The sequence below is a fragment of the Arthrobacter sp. MSA 4-2 genome, assembly GCF_016405885.1.
Classification (GTDB): Bacteria; Actinomycetota; Actinomycetes; order Actinomycetales; family Micrococcaceae; genus Arthrobacter_D.
Genome location: NZ_JAEKGC010000010.1, coordinates 73,422 through 90,278, shown reverse-complemented (window position 1 = coordinate 90,278; position 16,857 = coordinate 73,422). Strand labels below are relative to the sequence as shown.

The 16,857-nt window shown below is 66.8% G+C and carries 12 protein-coding genes; 7 read left to right on the top strand and 5 right to left on the bottom strand.

What is annotated here, in order from left to right:
* The first annotated feature begins 320 nt into the window (after positions 1-320).
* On the top strand, positions 321-1,568 hold the full coding sequence (locus I6N91_RS12395) for a ParB/RepB/Spo0J family partition protein (protein ID WP_374058949.1): 1,248 nt from the start codon (positions 321-323) through the stop codon (positions 1,566-1,568).
* Between the two features lie 2,853 nt (positions 1,569-4,421).
* On the opposite strand, the gene trxA is transcribed toward I6N91_RS12395, so the two are convergent.
* From trxA to I6N91_RS12370, 5 genes are all read right to left on the bottom strand, one after another.
* Positions 4,422-4,748 carry a thioredoxin gene (gene trxA / locus I6N91_RS12390; RefSeq protein ID WP_120165928.1) on the bottom strand — a complete coding sequence of 109 codons (327 nt, stop codon included), beginning with the start codon at positions 4,746-4,748 and terminating at the stop codon, positions 4,422-4,424.
* 19 nt (positions 4,749-4,767) lie between these two features.
* Positions 4,768-5,814 (bottom strand): thioredoxin-disulfide reductase, encoded by a 1,047-nt coding sequence (gene trxB / locus I6N91_RS12385; protein ID WP_307843346.1) that lies wholly within the window; start codon positions 5,812-5,814, stop codon positions 4,768-4,770.
* Positions 5,815-5,962: 148 nt separating this feature from the next.
* Positions 5,963-7,504: an ABC transporter substrate-binding protein gene (locus I6N91_RS12380; RefSeq protein WP_198812965.1), complete on the bottom strand. Its 1,542-nt coding sequence runs from the start codon at positions 7,502-7,504 to the stop codon at positions 5,963-5,965.
* A gap of 83 nt (positions 7,505-7,587) precedes the next feature.
* Positions 7,588-9,363, bottom strand: coding sequence for a murein biosynthesis integral membrane protein MurJ (gene murJ / locus I6N91_RS12375; RefSeq protein ID WP_198812963.1), 1,776 nt, complete (start codon positions 9,361-9,363; stop codon positions 7,588-7,590).
* 34 nt (positions 9,364-9,397) lie between these two features.
* Entirely contained in the window at positions 9,398-9,928 is a 531-nt protein-coding gene (locus tag I6N91_RS12370; protein ID WP_120165932.1) for an NUDIX hydrolase, read from the bottom strand.
* A 149-nt stretch (positions 9,929-10,077) separates the two neighbouring features.
* On the opposite strand from I6N91_RS12370, the gene I6N91_RS12365 reads away from it, so the two are divergent.
* The 6 genes from I6N91_RS12365 (at position 10,078) to I6N91_RS12340 (ending at position 16,692) form a co-directional block, all read left to right on the top strand.
* On the top strand, positions 10,078-11,520 hold the full coding sequence (locus I6N91_RS12365; protein WP_198812961.1) for a CCA tRNA nucleotidyltransferase: 1,443 nt from the start codon (positions 10,078-10,080) through the stop codon (positions 11,518-11,520).
* Entirely contained in the window at positions 11,517-12,167 is a 651-nt protein-coding gene (locus tag I6N91_RS12360) for a histidine phosphatase family protein (RefSeq protein ID WP_198812960.1), read from the top strand. The genes I6N91_RS12365 and I6N91_RS12360 overlap by 4 nt, the downstream gene beginning before the upstream one ends.
* Positions 12,168-12,616: 449 nt before the next feature.
* On the top strand, positions 12,617-12,862 hold the full coding sequence (locus I6N91_RS12355) for a hypothetical protein (protein WP_133404269.1): 246 nt from the start codon (positions 12,617-12,619) through the stop codon (positions 12,860-12,862).
* Positions 12,863-12,958: 96 nt separating this feature from the next.
* Positions 12,959-14,206: a D-inositol-3-phosphate glycosyltransferase gene (mshA, locus tag I6N91_RS12350; RefSeq protein WP_198812957.1), complete on the top strand. Its 1,248-nt coding sequence runs from the start codon at positions 12,959-12,961 to the stop codon at positions 14,204-14,206.
* Positions 14,207-14,229: 23 nt separating this feature from the next.
* On the top strand, positions 14,230-15,012 hold the full coding sequence (locus tag I6N91_RS12345) for a phosphatase (protein ID WP_198812955.1): 783 nt from the start codon (positions 14,230-14,232) through the stop codon (positions 15,010-15,012).
* Between the two features lie 12 nt (positions 15,013-15,024).
* On the top strand, positions 15,025-16,692 hold the full coding sequence (locus I6N91_RS12340; RefSeq protein WP_198812953.1) for a formate--tetrahydrofolate ligase: 1,668 nt from the start codon (positions 15,025-15,027) through the stop codon (positions 16,690-16,692).
* The last annotated feature ends 165 nt before the right edge of the window (positions 16,693-16,857 follow it).

Sequence of the window (16,857 nt, the reverse complement as noted above, 5' to 3'; positions counted from 1 at the left end):
GGGCGCTCATTCCCAGCGCCCCTCCCGAAGAAACGGAGGTGTCCTCCGAATCCCTCAAGCAGTCCGGCCGTCCTGCCGACCTCTTCTTCACCTCCGGGCAGGGGCATGACGGGACTCCCGGGGCAAAGCGTGCGCAGCGGAGCAGCGGAATCAACAAGGATGCGTTGATCGCTCCGTCGCGCCGCAATGGTGGCAAGCCTGCAGCGAAGACCGCACCGCCGGCAAAGCGCGGCGCAGTCCCTCCGGCTGCGGATGCCGCAGAAACCACGACGGTGCCTACACCGGCCGAGGTTTCACGTGAAACCGGAGCCTCCCCATCGGTGGCCGACGCTTCCGCCGCGCCGTCGTCCGCCGCCCGCAGTACCGAAGCCAAGGGCCGGAAGAAGGCCGCGTCAGCCTCGGATGGTCTGGCTGGTGCCGACGCCCAGGCTGCTGCCAGACCGGAGCCCGAACAGGCGCCAGAGCGCGCTGACGCCCGCGGAGCGGCCGGTACGGCCGCGGACGAGCCCGAAGCTGTGGACGCTCCGCAGGAGGCTGAAGCCGCCGTTCGGGGCCCCGGGGAAGCCGCTGAGAGCCCCGCAGAGGCGGAAGCGGCGGCAGAAGTGGAGCCTGCAGCGGTTGGGGAGCGGGAAGCGCCCGTACAGGCAGAGATGCCTACCGGGAGCGGGACGCCCGATACCACCGCTGCGGCCGGGGACGCGGACCCCGCGCCGGCCGACGGAGTGGATGGCGACCCAGGAGGACTTCTTGAGGTTCCGGGCGCCCGGTTCGCGGAACTCCCGCTCGATGCCATCCACCCCAACCGGAAGCAGCCCCGTTCGGTCTTCGATGCCGATGACATGGCCGAGTTGGTTCACTCCATCCGTGAGATCGGGGTGCTGCAACCCATCGTCGTCCGCCCCTCGTCGGAGAAGGGCGATGCCCCCTACGAGCTGGTTATGGGTGAGCGCCGCTGGCGTGCCACCCGCGAAGCCGGGCTCGAACGTGTGCCAGCGATCATCCGGTCCACGGCCGATGATGACCTGCTGCGCGACGCGCTGCTCGAGAACCTTCACCGGAGCTCGCTCAATCCGCTTGAAGAAGCGGCGGCGTACCAGCAGCTGCTCGACGACTTCGGTTGTTCTCACGAGGAGCTGGCTGAGCGGATCGGACGCTCGCGCCCGCAGATCTCCAACACGCTTCGGTTGATGAAGCTCCCTCCTCTGGTTCAAAGGCGCGTTGCGGCCGGAGTATTGTCCGCGGGACACGCTCGCGCGCTCCTGGGTCTTGCGGACCAGGCCGACATGGAAAAGCTGGCCCAGCGCATCGTCGCCGAAGGCCTTTCTGTGCGGTCTACCGAGGAGATCGTGGCAATGAGCGACGGGCTCCGGAGGCAGACAAAGCAGACCGCGCCCCGTAATGCTGCGCGCCATGAACGTCTTGACTATCTGGCGACGTCGCTGTCAGACCGTCTCGATACCAGCGTGAAGATCACGCTCGGCGCCCGCAAGGGCAAGGTCAGCATCGAGTTCGCGAGTGTGGATGACCTCAACCGCATCATGACCGTGTTGACACCGCCTTCCAACTGACTGATGTCACACCCCATTGAACGCCGGCCCGTTTCACGTGAAACGGGCCGGCGTTTCGCGTGGTCGACCGATGTAGAACACGCGATCTCGTTCACCGCGCGAACGCGTTTCACGTGAAACTGTCCGCGCGTGGGTGACGCGCAAGCGCTGGGCCGCTGAGGATTACCCTATCCAGGGCCGGTGGTCAAAAGACGGGGGGCCGTCGGGATGCCTGACGGCGCATGGCAGACACCAAGGCCAGTACCCGGTGCGTCGGCGTACGCCGGCTGGTGCTGCTCGGGAGCCGGATCGACGCATCCGTTTCACGTGAAACCGACGCGAACGTGCGCCGACCTGCAGCTTGCGGACATCCCGACCCTGGGGAGATGGGCGAGAATTGCGTTAATAGGGCTCCTTGCGGGCCTCAACACCGCGTCACCACGGCTTTGTAGTGCAAGGTCCTATGCGCAGGGCCGTCCGGGTCCCGCACAGGAGCAGCAGGCGCTGTACGACCCATGCCGAGGGGCAGGTGTCCGTTTCACGTGAAACGCCCGGCGCACGCCCGCCGATCTGCGGCCCGTGGCTGCTCAGGCGGGTACTGAAGCGGGCGGAAGCCGCGAATAGTGGCGGATCCTGCAGGGCCGGCACTCCGCGTGCAGCTTGCCGCTGCCTTCCGAGCAGCATCCGATAGTTATCTTAGGGCGGGACCCAGGTCCGGCGGCGCTCCCTGACGCCACGATTCGACTCTAGATAGTAGTTGGCGGCTCACGACCGGGGGCTGGTGATGGGCGGTAGCGATTGGTTCGGGCGTCCTGCAGTTCTGCAGTAGCGGTCGACACCCGCTGTTTCACGTGAAACCTCCGCTCTCCACAGGTGCCCCGCACATCCACCAAGGTCTTCCCTCCTCGGCAGGGCGCCATCGGCGTCGACACGGCCCGTGCTTCCACTCGCTCAGTCTCGAGCCCAGCCTGGCGAATGACGAATGCCCGGATCAGGTGGAGCACGGGATCGGCGGAGCATCGGTGGTCGCTCGGTTTCACGTGAAACGGCGGTCGGGCGCGTCGAGGGAATCACCCACAGCTGCCTCACGGCCACTATTCCGCAGAGGGCCCGAAGTCATTCCGCCGCGGGCGGGACCTGTTCGCGATACCCGCCGACCCGCGATGGGCGTCGATCATGTGCAACTGACGGTCAATGGGCTGCTCCTCCGAGGAAGTCGAGTGCGCATGGCGCAAGCAACTTCTCGAGGGTGCCGACCTTGGCGTGCACCGCGATTATCGCGTTCGTTAGCCGCACCCGGGTACCGCTGGGGCTGATCCGCTTGCTTCTCACCGGGCCGCCTACTGGGGTAAATAGGTGTGCCTCTGTTGGACGCTACCGTCTTCGTTCTCGTGAGAGCATTTTTGCTTCCCTGCAGCCAGCAGTGAACGCCACCGGCCGAGGGCTCCTGCTGAACGCCTGCGAATTGTCCTGGCGTTCCTGTCTCGGCGAACACGGTTTGCCTTGGGGGACGAGCGAAAGCGGAAGGCTCACTCGAGTTGCCGTGGGGTTTCACGTGAAACAAGCTGTCGTAGGGAGCGTGAATCGGCCCAAGAGCCGCCTCAGCAAGACGGGTGCGATGGAAGTCTTCAGTGAATCGTCAATTCGAGTGTTCCTTGAGTCCGGATAGGACGGGTGTGCGGCGTTCTATGCCGACGCAAGAGACACGGGAAGAGCGGGTCCTCAGCCCTGCGCGAGCTCGCATGCAGCCGTGCGTTCGCGCCGGCGTGCCTTCGCGGGGTCGTGTATCGGCGAGGTCGTGCGCCCGTGTATTCGCACATCCGGACACCTGTCGGTTCGCGCACCTGTAAACGCCTGCATTCATGAGGTCGTAAACCCTGGACCCTAGCATCGTGGTCACTGCGGCACTCGATCTTAGCGGTCGCGTCGGTCGTCGATCAATCAGTGGCGGTGATACGGCTACTTGGCGAGTGTTCCACGTGAAACCGGAGCCAGCCGAGTCGGATGACTCGGACGCCCGTGCCGGACGCCGCGCCCCGCTGCCCCCTACCAGAGTCTCGGCACGCCCCAGTTGGGCGTTCACGTAACCACCGCCAACGCTAGCGTCCATCATTTGAGGGGGATACCCAGACCACGGTACACATTCCTCCTTCCCGGCCGGGTCGGTCTTCCGATCGGCGGATGTCGCTGCGCCGTGGCGGTGGGCTACGGTTCGCAACCATAATTGCCTCTTCTAGCAGCGTGGCAGATGCATGCTCGCATGAACGGTCTAGACGCAGTTTCACGTGAAACATGAGTGCGAGTCCGCCTGGGGTCCGGCAGGGCAGCGGTGGAGGCGCGCCGATACTGCCATTTGGAGGCTGCTTATCCACCGGTGCCTCACAAGGCTGCGCCACGCGCTTCCCCGGCGCCTTCGGCTCGCTGCCCCGGGTGGGGCGAGCTTCCAACTGTCCCGGCGGGCAGAGGCGCCCGGGTCCTCTCGCCGGGCCCTGCGGGCCGGGGCGCTCCGCGGCTCTCTCCGAGCCCGTGGCGGGCCAGGGCGGTTCATGACTCTCTCACCCTTGTTGGCGGGACAAGGCGGCCTTAGGCGCCGCCCTGGCCGGTGTCCGGACGGGAGGGCCGCGCCCCTCCCGGGCCCTGCTCGGCGCTCTCCTGGGCCGTTTGCTGGGCCGTCTCCTGAGCTCTCAGTTGGGCTCCCTCGTCGTGCGCCCGAACAGTTGGCATGGACCCCCGGCGGGCTCGGGTACCTGGCAGGCCGACCGCCTTGAGCTTCCCTGTTCCGTTCGAGGGGCGCTCGAGGATTGACCGGCAAAAGGAAAGGCCGGCCGTCCCTAGGGGCGGCCGGCCTTGTGAGCCTCGAAGGGCTACTGAGCCTTAGTTGATGAAGGCTGAGAATTCCTGCTCAAGAACCTGCTTGGGCTTGGCGCCGATGGACTTAGCTGCCACCTCGCCGTCCTTGAAGACGTAGACAGCCGGAATCGAGGTGATTCCGTACTTTGCGGCAATAGCAGGGTTGTCGTCGACGTTCACCTTGACGACGTCGATCTTCTCGGAGTGCTCTCCGGCGATCGCATCGAGGATGGGCGAAAGCATACGACAGGGGCCACACCACTCAGCCCAGAAATCAACTATTACCGGTTTCTGAGCCTGGAGGACGTCCGCCTCGAAGGTCGCTTCGCTGACATCTTTGGTAGTGCTCATTGGTATCTCCCTTTGTGGATTAGACGAAAGCCTGCTCGGACACGGCTTCAGCCGGGGGCGTGGGAACTGCGGCCGCGGTGCTCACGGCGTCGCCAAGGTCGGCCAGGTAGTGCTCGACATCAATGGCAGCCGCGGCTCCGGAGCCGGCTGCCGTGATCGCCTGACGGTAGGTGGGGTCGATGACATCGCCGGCAGCGAAGACGCCTGGCAGGGAGGTCTTCGAGGTCCTGCCAACGACGGCGATGGTGCCTTCCGGCGTCAGGGTCAGCTGGTCCTTGACCAGCTCGATGCGCGGGTCGTTGCCGATGGCGACGAACACGCCGGTGACGTCCAGATCGCTGGTCGCACCGTCGACCGTGCTCTTGAGCTGGATCCCGGTCACCTTGCTCTCGCCACGGATGCCGATGACTTCGGAGTTCCAGATGAAGCGGATCTTCTCGTTGGCCAGGGCGCGGTCCTGCATGATCTTCGAGGCCCGCAGGGTGTCCCGGCGGTGCACGACGGTGACGGAGCGGGCGAACTTGGTCAGGAAGAGTGCTTCCTCGAGCGCGGAGTCACCGCCGCCGATGACCGCGATGTCCTGGTTGCCGAAGAAGAAGCCGTCACACGTGGCACACCAGCTCACGCCGTGGCCGGAAAGGCGCTTTTCATCCTCAAGGCCCAGTTCACGGTACGCCGAGCCGGTGGAGATGATCACAGCGCGGGCCAGGAAGGTCTCTCCCGTCCCGATGGTCACCTTCTTGACCTCACCGGTCAGCTCGACGGAGACAACATCCTCGAACAGGATTTCGGTGCCGAAGCGTGCCGCCTGCTTCTCGAAGTTCTCCATCAGCTCCGGGCCGAGGATTCCCTCGGGGAACCCCGGGTAGTTCTCGACATCGGTGGTGTTCATCAGTTCACCACCGGCCTTGACGGAACTCGCGATCAGGAGCGGCTTCAGATTCGCCCTTGCCGCGTACACGGCGGCGGTGTATCCCGAAGGTCCGGATCCCACGATGATGACATCGTGGATTTTCTGCTCGCCTTCGGGGGTGCCGCCTGCTGCGGTCTGGGTTTCAGTTGTCACGTTTACGGTGAACCTTCCTATCTGGGTGCACGCTGCAGTAGCCTGCGCATGGATCTCCGCGGACCCCTAGCACAACCATGCTTATCCTCGGGTTATTCCGGGGGCGCGTCCGGGAGGAGGCGCCGTGCCTGGGCAGCCACCGCGCTTCCTAGGAAACGCCGATCTCCGCGATACGCAGTCCCCAGGGGAATTGCGCCTGAATGTTCGAGAGCCGGGGCAGCTGGGTGAAGTTGACGATCACATAGCGTGCCGTGGCCGGTCCGTCATCCCCTTCCGGAACTGGTGTGGTGATGGACGGCCCGGTGAAGCCTCCCTGAGCGATCTGCTCCGCTCCCTCCAAGGTGGGGGCGTCATTGAGCAGCACCGAGAAGTTTCCGCCGGTGCCGTTCAACTGGTCAATCTTCACCTCTGAGATTGTTGATTCCTCTTCGAGTTCGACCACGAGAGCGAGGCTCTGCGCCAGTCCGCCGAAGACATCATTGGCGTAGACATAGCTTCCCCAGAAGGTCGCCGGGTTGTTGTCCACGGTCAGGGGTAGGTTCGCGTCGTTCGGGGCGTCGAGGTTCTGGTTGCTGGGAACCAGCCGCGTCACGCCGGTGATGACAGGGGGAACCGTTTCCGCGGCGGGCTCCGCGGACTCGGTGGCAGCTCCGGAAGGCGGGGTGGATTCCGCTCCCTGTGTTTCACCACCGGTGGTCGTGGGGTCGTCATTGGCTGTCGGGTTGGACAGCCCGCCGATGGTTGTCGCGGCGAGGACCACAGCGATGATCAAAAGCAGCGACAGAACTGCTCCCACCAGGATCCGGGTGAACTTCCGGTTGCCTTCGGGGCGGTCGTCCTCGTACTCATCCCGGTCGTCGGCGTCCGCAGGAGGAGAGGCCGGGAAGCGGGAAGGAGCGCGCTCCGGCCGCCCGGCAGCAGCCGACGCTCCCAGGGCCGAGGCGCCGAGGGCGGCGCCAATAGTCCTGCCGGAACCCGATGCCTCGGGCTCACTGGGAAGACGGGTCACCTTCGGGTTGGGATCCTCCTGCCGACGGGAGTCCCTGCCAGCCGATCCGCGGGAGGGTTCGGGTGACCCCGCGGGTGGCATCGCCGGCGCGGGCGGGACCGGCCGGGAAGCCTTCGGGATGGACTCGGTACCGACGGCACGCTGTTCGGCGGTCCCTGCACCACCGGCGGTCACCGGCTGGGCATCCTCCGCTGTGGCTCCCGCCGCCGGCCGGCCGAACTTCTTCGACAGGTTGGCGAATGGTGAGCGGCGCTCGACGTGTTCCGTCTCCTCGTAGTGGTCCTCGTCGTAGGTCTCCGGCTCGGTGGACCGTGCCACCCCGAAGATTTCCGAACCCAGGGTGTCGGTGAAGAACGGTTCGATGTACGGTGCGTCCTGCTGCACGATCAGGTCCAGCAGGTCTGCGGCGGAGGCCCGGTTGGTGACGAGGTAGGTGCCGCCCTCGGTGATTCCCAGGTCGAGGACCTGGATCGATCCGGGACGCTCACCGGTTGCCACCTCGCGCGCGCTGGCGGCCACCTGGCCGGCGTTGGCGGGCGAAGCGACAAGGATGCTGACGGGGCGGTTCAGGACCTGGTCCACGCCATCGAGCACAAGGTCCTTGTCAGCAGAAGCCAGCACATAGGCGGTGACTTTGTATCGGCCCCCTAGCACTGAACCGACGTCTACTGCTTCTGGCACGTGTTCCTCCCGCTGCAAGCTGGCTGATTTTTACCCATGCTACCGGTCGACCGCCTGTTCCCCGGGTTACGGCGTCAGTTCCCTCACCGCTTAAACCGGGCGAGCAGCGGGGAAAGGAATTCGCTGAGCTCGCTGACCTTCAGGGCCTTCAGCGCTGCAAGGTAGATCAGGACCATCACCGTGCCGCCGACAATGAGGACGGCGGTCGAGTGCAGCACCGACTGCCAGACGAATCCGTCCGGCCGGTATGCGCCCGCCAGCCAGAGAAGGGCCGAGCCGCCGACGGCGGCGGCGATCCCGGCGAGGGTGAGCCGGACATGGACGTCGAAGATATGCCCGGCACCGTAACTGCCAATGGTCCGTCGAAGGAAGAAGTGGGTCACGGCCACCGCCACCACATTGCCCACCGAGTACCCCACCGCGAGCATCGGCACGATCAGGTCGGGCCGGAAGGCACCGGCGGTGAGGGCGAGAGCGACTCCCAGCACCGAGAGGATCAGCTGGATCTTCAGCGGGGTGACGACGTCCTCCCGTGCGTAGAACACCCGGTTGAGGAAGAAGTTCGCGCTAAGGAACGGCGCGCCCAGGGCCAGCAGCGCGATGATCACCGCGTTGATCGCGCCGCTCGCCTGGGATCCGCCGCTGAAAAGCATCCCCAGCGGTACGGCCAGGGTGAGCAGGGCCGCGGCTCCGAACACCGTGGCCACCCCGATCGTGCGCAGCCCGCGGGAGAGCGTGTCCCTGAGCGCCGCGACGTTGCCGTCGGCGTGCGCTGCCGCGAGCTGGTTGAACAGAACTGTGGCAAGGGAGACGGCGATGACGGAGTGGGGAAGGACATAGACCAGCGAGCCGATCTCAAGGTTCGCCAGACCCGCAATCGGCTGGGGCGGGGTGCGGTTGGCGTAGCCGGCGCGGGCCTCGGTGGCGATGGTAGCCACCCACTGGTTCACCAGGTACAGGCCGTTGCCGACCAGCATGGTGATGATGGTGACCGAGGCGAGCTTTCCGGTCTGGCCGAAGCCGACGCCCCGCCACCCAAACCGGGGGCTCAAACCCAGGCCCAGCCTCCTCAGCGGGAGAAACAGCACAAGCGCCTGAACGACGATGCCGAGGGTGGTGCCGCCGGCCAGCAGGAGGGTGTGGGTGAGCGTCCAGTTCTCCGGCGTGTGCCCGGCGGTGCTTTCCGGGCCCAGGACCACGATGAAGGCGGTGAGGAAGCCGATGGAGATGACGTTGTTGACCACGGGCGCCCAGGTATAGGGGCCGAACGAGCCGTTCGCGTTGAGCACCTGGCCGATGATGGCGTACAGCCCGTAGAAGAAGATCTGCGGCAGACACCAGTAGGCAAAGGTGGTCACGAGGGCCAGACGGGCACCGGAGACGTTGCTTACGAGGTCCGCGATGAAGGGGGCGGCGAGCGTCGCCAGGACCGTCAGGACCAGCAGCCCGCAGGCCGCAAGGGTGATGAGGCGGCTGATGTAGTCCGCCCCCCGGTCCTCCTTGCGGCTTGCCTTAATGATCTGCGGGACCAGGACGGCGTTGAAGACGCCGCCGGCGACCATCAGGTAGATGAAGTTGGGCAGGTTGTTGGCCGCAGGAAACAGGTCGGAGACCTGGCCTAGGGTGCCGATCGCCGTGGCAAGCAGCGCGACGCGGATCAGGCCGAGAAACCTCGAGACAAGGGTTCCGGCGGCCATGATGGCGCTGGAGCGGGCAGTGGTGTCTTCTGCCGTGCCGCTGCCACCGGATGCGGCGTCGCCGTTCCGTCCCGCGGCCGCGCCGTCAGGACGGCGCTGGGTGCGCCCGGCCAGCACGCCGGTGTCCTGCACCGGGATCGAGGCTGTGTTGCTTTCGGACATTGAGAACGTTCGTCTCCTTGCGTGACGCGGTGCGTCAGAGGTAATTGGGCAGGACCTCGCGGGCCAGATCCGCGATGCGCCGTTCGTTGGGGAACGAAAGTTTCCGCCCCAGCTCGTCAAGGGGCACCCATGCGACGTCGACCGCCTCATGGTCCGGATCGTTCTCGATGGTCAGGTGTCCGCCGGTGGCGACCAGGAGGAAGTGGTGAACCGTCTTGTGCACCCGGTGTCCGCTGACAGTGAACCAGTAGTCGATGCTCCCCAGCGCAGTGACGATGTCCCCGCGGATACCGGTCTCTTCCTCGATCTCGCGGACCGCCGCCTGCTCGCTGTCTTCCTGGTTCTCGGGATGGCCCTTGGGGAGGCACCATTCCAGCCTGCCGCCGCGGTTCAGGCGTGCGATGATCGCGACATTCAGGGTCCCGCTGGTAGTGTCCACGACGATCCCGCCCGCAGACACCTCCTCCACCGTGGGCAGCTGGTGCTGCGGTGCAGGCGTGCCCGGGCTTCCCATTGACACTGTCAACGGGGTGCGTTTAGGTGCACTTGGAACGGGTCGGTCCATGCAGACCACTCTAACGATCTTTAACGGCGGGCAATGACGACGGCGGGCCGGACGGGCCGGACCGGATAGGGCCGCCGGCGGGCCGGAGCGGGGGCGGCGGGCGGCCCCGACATGGATTTTGGCCCCCGATCTGGCACGCTTAAGGGACTATGGTGCACCCGTTGGACAAATCGACCCTGACCACGCCGCTCCCGCCGGTCGTCACCGAGCTGGGAGAGCTCTTCAGCCAAGCCGGCTACGAACTTTCACTGGTCGGGGGACCGGTCCGCGACCTTTTCCTGGGCCGGACCTCCCCGGACCTCGACTTCACCACCAATGCCGATCCGGACCAGACCCTCGCCGTGATCCGCGGTTGGGCGGACGCCCACTGGGAGATCGGGCGGGCCTTCGGCACCATCGGGCTGCGCCGGGGCTCCCACCAGATCGAAATCACGACCTACCGCGCCGACGCGTATGACCCTCGTTCAAGGAACCCGTCCGTGGCCTTCGGTTCGAACCTCGAGGAGGACCTGCTCCGGCGCGACTTCACCATCAACGCGATGGCCCTGACCCTTCCGGCGATGGAGCTCGTCGACCCCTTCGGCGGGGTGAAGGATCTGCACGCCGGCGTCCTGCGCACCCCGGGCGCGCCGTCGTCGTCGTTCTCCGACGATCCGCTGAGGATGATGCGCGCGGCCCGCTTCGCCTCCCAGCTCGGAGTGAGCGTCGCCCCGGAGGTGGCCGAGGCGATGACGGCCATGGCGGAGCGGATCGGAATCATCTCGGCCGAACGGATTCGGGACGAACTCGTCAAGCTGATTAACGGCCGCGCTCCCGTCCGCGGCATCGACCTCCTCGTCGAGACGGGACTGGCCGATCACGTGCTTCCCGAGGTGTCCGCGCTGCGGCTCGAGATCGACGAACATCACCGGCACAAGGACGTCTACCGGCACTCCCTCACCGTCCTCGAGCAGGCCTGCGCGCTGGAGACCGACGAAGACGGGTCCGTTCCGGGACCGGACTTCGTGCTGCGCTTCGCAGCGCTGCTCCATGACATCGGGAAGCCGGCCACCCGGAAGTTCGGCCCCGGAAACGCCGTCAGCTTCCGCCACCACGACGCGGTAGGCGCGAAGCTGGCCGCCCGCCGCATGCGCGCGCTGCGCTTCGACAACGACACCATCAAGGCCGTGTCCCGCCTCGTCGAACTGCACATGCGGTTCTACGGCTACGGTGAGGCCGGCTGGACCGATTCAGCCGTGCGCCGTTATGTGACCGATGCGGGGCCGCTGCTGGAGCGGCTCCACCGGCTGGTCCGCTCGGATGTGACAACGCGCAACCGGCGCCAGGTGGAACGGCTTGCCTTCGCCTACGACGACCTTGAGGCCCGCATCTCCGCTCTGGCCGAACAGGAAGAACTTGCCATGATCCGCCCCGACCTTGACGGCGCGCAGATCATGGCCCTCCTCGGAATAACACCTGGCCCGGTGGTGGGGCGCGCCTACCGCTATCTCCTCGAGGAGCGCATGGAACACGGACCGTTGGACCCGGCAACCGCCGAGGCCCGGCTCCGCAGCTGGTGGTCACACCAACCTGAATCAAAGGAGACACTATGAGTCCGCTCTCAGGGGCAGCCCAGCCCGATCCCACCCCCGCAGGCACCCCGCTGCCGCGGCTGTGGCTGCTACGCCACGGCGAGACCGAGTGGTCCCGGGACGGAAACTACACAGGTCTCACGGACCTGCCGCTGACGCCGTACGGTGAGGAGCAGGCGCTTGAGGCCAAGCGGCACCTCGCCGGCATCGAATTCGACCTGGTGATGAGCTCACCCCTCCAGCGTGCCGTCCGGACCGCAGAGCTGGCCGGATTCCCCAAACCCGAGATCGTTCCGCACGCCCACGAATGGGATTACGGGGACAACGAGGGCCGCAACAGCGCCCAGGTGCGCCGGGAGAACCCCGACTACCTGATCTGGAAGGACGGCGCCCCCAACGGAGAGACCCTTGAGCAGGTTGCGGCACGGGCCGACCGCATCATCTCGCGCGTCCAGGCCGGCTGCCACACCCCGGCGGATCAAGACCCTGATGCTCCGCCGGTGCAGAACGCCCTGCTGGTGGCACACGGACATTTCCTCCGCGTGGTGGCTGCCCGCTGGCTGGAGTTCGCTCCGGTGGAGGGGCGGCGGTTCGTGCTGGGCACGGCGGCTGTCTGCTCCCTGGGCTGGGATAAGCACACCCCCGCCATTGTTCAGTGGAATCTCTAGGGCGAAATAAACCGAAAAATTTTAGAATTAATTAGTTCGACCCCTATGCCGGCGCCGCCGCATGGGGTAGATTGACTGTTGAGCCACTGGTCCTCCGGGACATTCCCCAGAGAGGGCCAGGGCCTACGGTTCTATTGGTTATCTTTCGGACAGGAGGTAGGAATTGTGAATAACATGTCGAGCGGCCTTCTGACCCGCGGACCCAATCCGACCTTCGTCATCCGCGGCCACTAGCAGCTCCTGCGCCTGCGCGGCCCCCTTCCGGGGTAGTCCAACCCCTCTGAACGGCAGCCTTCTTTCCGCTGCCCCTCCGGGGTTTTTTCGCGCCGCGGAATACCAGTTCTATCCCCTTTAATTTCCCTTGCCGAAGGATAACCGTGTCAAAGTCCCAATCCCTTTATGGCCAATTACCGTCGAATGTTGAAATACCCAAGGCTGGACAATTCATCATGTCCGGATCATTCACCGTCCTTCCCGCTGTGCCATCCGACGCGGTCAGCCCCACCTCCCTCGGTGGCCGACAGGGCTCGACGGCCATGCCGGGCTTCCATCGGAAGCGGAAGGTGAAGCGTACGCTCAGGGCGCTGCGGCGGAATGTTGCCCGCTGGCAGCAGATCCAGGGCCCGGAGGCGGGATCCGCACGCGACAGTGCGGACCGCTTCCTCCTGCCCCAGCACTTCCTGAACATCCGGTGAGCACCGGCCTCCCGGCCGGAGGAATGTGGAGGCGTCCCTCGGCGTTGTATCGTTCAAGACGCTAGTCGCAAGCGGACCATGGGGAGAGGAGGAACGATGCCCCCCGTGAGACGTGTGGCGATGTTGTCCCTTCATACCTCCCCCCTCGAACAGCCGGGAGCCGGTGACGCCGGCGGCATGAACGTTTACGTGCGTTCCGTGGCGCTGGAGTTGGCGAGGGTGGGTGTCGAAGTCGACATCTTCACCCGAAGGACGGGCGAGGAGCGGCCCTCCTGGGAAGAGATGGCGGACGGCGTCCGGGTGCATCACCTGGCCGCCGGTCCACCCCACCGCCTTCCGAAGGAAGCCCTTCCCCAGCTGACCGGGACCTTCACGGCGGCCCTGACCGAAGTGGCAGGCGCCCTGGCCGGCGGCGGCGTCGACGTGCTTCACTCCCACTACTGGGTGTCCGGAACGGTGGGCCTGACCGTCGGGCGCAAGCTGAAACTGCCCCTCGTCCACTCCATGCACACCATGGCGAAGGTCAAGAACCTCAGGATGAAGAACCTTGGCACGGCGGAACCGCCGGTGCGGGTCAGCGGTGAGCAGGCCGTCGTCTCCGGCGCCGCACGCCTGATCGCGAACACCTCGACGGAGGCCTCGGAGCTGGAATCCCTCTACGGGGCGCACGCCGAGAGAATCGACGTGGTGGCCCCCGGCGTCGACCTCGAAACCTTCAATCCCGGCTCGCGTGAGGTCTCCCGGTCCCTGCTGCAGTTCCCCCAGCGTTCCTTCCATGTCGTGTTCGCGGGACGAATCCAGAAGCTCAAGGGACCGCAGGTGCTGGTGGCCGCCGTGCGCGAGCTCGTGGAGCGCCGTCCCGACATTCCCCTGACCGTCAGCATCCTCGGCTCCCGGAGCGGCTCCGACGCCCTGAAGCTGCAGCCGCTGATCGATGACGCCGGGCTCCACGACATTGTGCGGCTGTACCCACCGGTCAGGGCCGCCCAGCTCGCCCACTGGTTCCGTGCGGCCGATGTCGTCGTCATGCCCTCCTACAGCGAATCCTTCGGACTTGTGGCGCTCGAGGCGCAGGCCTGCGGCACGCCGGTCCTCGCCGCCAATGTGGGCGGGCTGCCCCAGGCCGTGAGCGACGGCCGGACGGGCCTGCTCGTTGACGGCCACTCCGCCGGGGGGTGGTCGGCCGCCCTTGAGAGGCTGTTCGACGACACCGCCTACCGGGAGGCTCTCGGGCGCGGTGCCGCCGTGCATGCGCTCGCCTTTGGCTGGCAGCGCACCGCCCTGCTGACGGCCCAGAGCTACCGCACCGCCGTGGAGCGCTTCTCCTCCGTTGCGGCTCGGTGATCCGGCCGCCCTAGGATAGGACGGTGAACCGCGAAGAACTTGCCAGCTACCTCGATTCCGTCCGCATCACCGGGGAGGTGGCCACCCCGCGGGAGAACAACCTCGACCACATGCGCCGATTCCTCGACGGGAATGAGCACCTCGAGTTCGGCGTGCGCACCACGCACCCCTGGACCTTCGAGGAGGTCCTCACCCTGATGCACGAGAAGGTCGGCACCAGCGCCGACCCGTCCCACACCACCGGCCAGGACACCATCGACGCCGCCAAGTGCGTGGCCGCGCTCGACCGATTCGCCGACCGGCTGGGCCGCTCCGTCCGGGCCGGGGAACGCATCCTCTTCGCTACAGGCCATCCCGGGGGTCTCCTTCCGGTCCACGCAGCCCTCGCGTCGGCCGCCGCACAGGCCGGTGCCGAAGTGATGGAAATTCCGCACGGGATCCGGTTCCGGGAGGGGGACGTCCGCCAGGTCCAGGGGGTCCTGGCCTGGCACCAGCACGGGAACCTGATGCACACCCACTACCCGCAGCCGATGCGCCTCGTGCTCGAGTCCCTCGCCGCCGCCGGCCAGCCGGGACCCGAGCTCGTGGTCGCCGACCACGGCTGGGCGGGAGAAGCCGCAGCCGCCGGCGTGCCGGCACTCGGATTCGCCGACTGCAACGACCCCGGCCTCTTTGTGTCCGAAGCCGAAGGCCAGCTCGAGGTGGCCGTCCCCCTCGACGACAATGTGCCGCCCGTCCTGTATGTGCCGATGACGGAATACGTTTTGGAGCGGGCAGGGCTCGCCGGAGCGCCGGCACTGCGCTGATAGGTTGGCCCCATGAGCGACCTGGAGATTGCGCGCCGCGCGGCGATCCGACCCATCGAGGAAATTGCCGATGCGGCGGGGGTCCCACGGGACGCCCTGGAGCCCTACGGCCGGTACAAGGCGAAGATCGATCCCACCCTGCTCGCGGATCGGCCCGGGCGGCCCGGGCGGGTTGTGCTGGTGAGTGCCATGAGCCCAACCCCCGCCGGCGAGGGGAAGTCGACCTGTACCGTGGGGCTCGCCGACTCCCTCGCCCGGGCCGGCCAGAACGTGATGATCGCCCTGCGGGAGCCTTCCCTCGGCCCGGTGCTGGGGATGAAGGGAGGCGCCGCCGGCGGCGGATACTCGCAGGTGCTGCCCATGGACGAGATCAACCTCCACTTCACCGGGGACTTCCACGCCATCACGTCGGCGAACAATGCGCTCGCGGCGCTCGTGGATAACTCAATTCACCAGGGCAACCCGCTGAACATCGATCCGCGGCGGGTCACCTTCCGGCGGGTCCTCGACATGAATGACCGGTCCCTGCGCAGCGTAGTCGTGGGCCTCGGCGGTCCGGCGGAGGGCACGCCCCGTCAGGACGGCTTCGACATCACGGCCGCCTCCGAGATCATGGCGGTGTTCTGCCTGGCCACCGACCTCGCCGATCTCCGGGAGCGGCTCTCGCGCATCACCTTCGGCTACTCCTACGACCGCAAGCCGCTCACCGTCGCCCAGCTGGGGGTCGAGGGGGCGCTGACCCTGCTGCTGAAGGACGCCTTCAAGCCCAACCTCGTCCAGACGATCGCCGGGACCCCCGCCCTGGTACACGGCGGGCCGTTCGCCAATATCGCCCACGGCTGCAACTCCGTGGTCGCCACCCAGACCGCCCGGCGCCTGGCCGACATCGTCGTCACCGAGGCCGGTTTCGGCGCCGACCTGGGGGCCGAAAAGTTCCTCGACATCAAGGCAAGAGCGGCCGACGTCGCACCCGACGCCGTCGTGATCGTGGCCACCATCCGCGCACTTAAGATGCACGGCGGCGTGGACAAGGCGGACCTGGCTGGACCGAATGCCGCGGCGCTCGAGGCGGGCACCGGTAACCTGCTGCGGCACGTCCGCAATGTGGAGAAGTTCGGATACTCCCCGGTCGTGGCGATCAACCGCTTCGCGACCGACAGCGACGCCGAGCTCGACTGGCTGCTGGGCTGGTGCGCCTCGCAGGGCATCGCCGCCGCCGCCGCCGACGTGTGGGGCCAGGGCGGCGGCGGACCCGGGGGAGACGACCTGGCCGCGGCCGTCCTGGCCGCCCTCGACCAACCGACGGACTTCCACCATCTGTACCCGCTGGAGCAGCCGGTGGAGGAGAAGATCCGGACGATCGTGCAGGAGGTCTACGGAGCCGACAATGTCGACTTCTCGGTGCCTGCGCTGCGCCGCCTCGCCGAAATCGAGGCGAACGGCTGGGGTGGACTGCCGGTGTGCATGGCCAAGACCCAGTACTCGTTCTCCGATGACGCAACCAGGCTCGGAGCACCCAGCGGGTTCACGGTGCACGTCCGGGACCTCATCCCAAGGACCGGCGCCGGATTCATCATCGCCCTCACCGGAGCGATCATGACCATGCCGGGGCTGCCGAAGGTCCCCGGAGCCCTCGGAATGGACGTCGACGCCGACGGCAACGCGGTCGGGCTCTTCTAGGCCCGTGCCCGCCGACCGGCCCGATCGGCTGCCCGCCTCGCCAGGCCTGCCGGGCGGTCAGCTGCGCTCAGTGGTCGGAAACGGGCCGGCCGGAGATTAGCCCGCCGTGCCTTAAACGATCCGGCCGCCTGCCTGAACCAGGAAGACGGCCGGGACCTGCCTTGG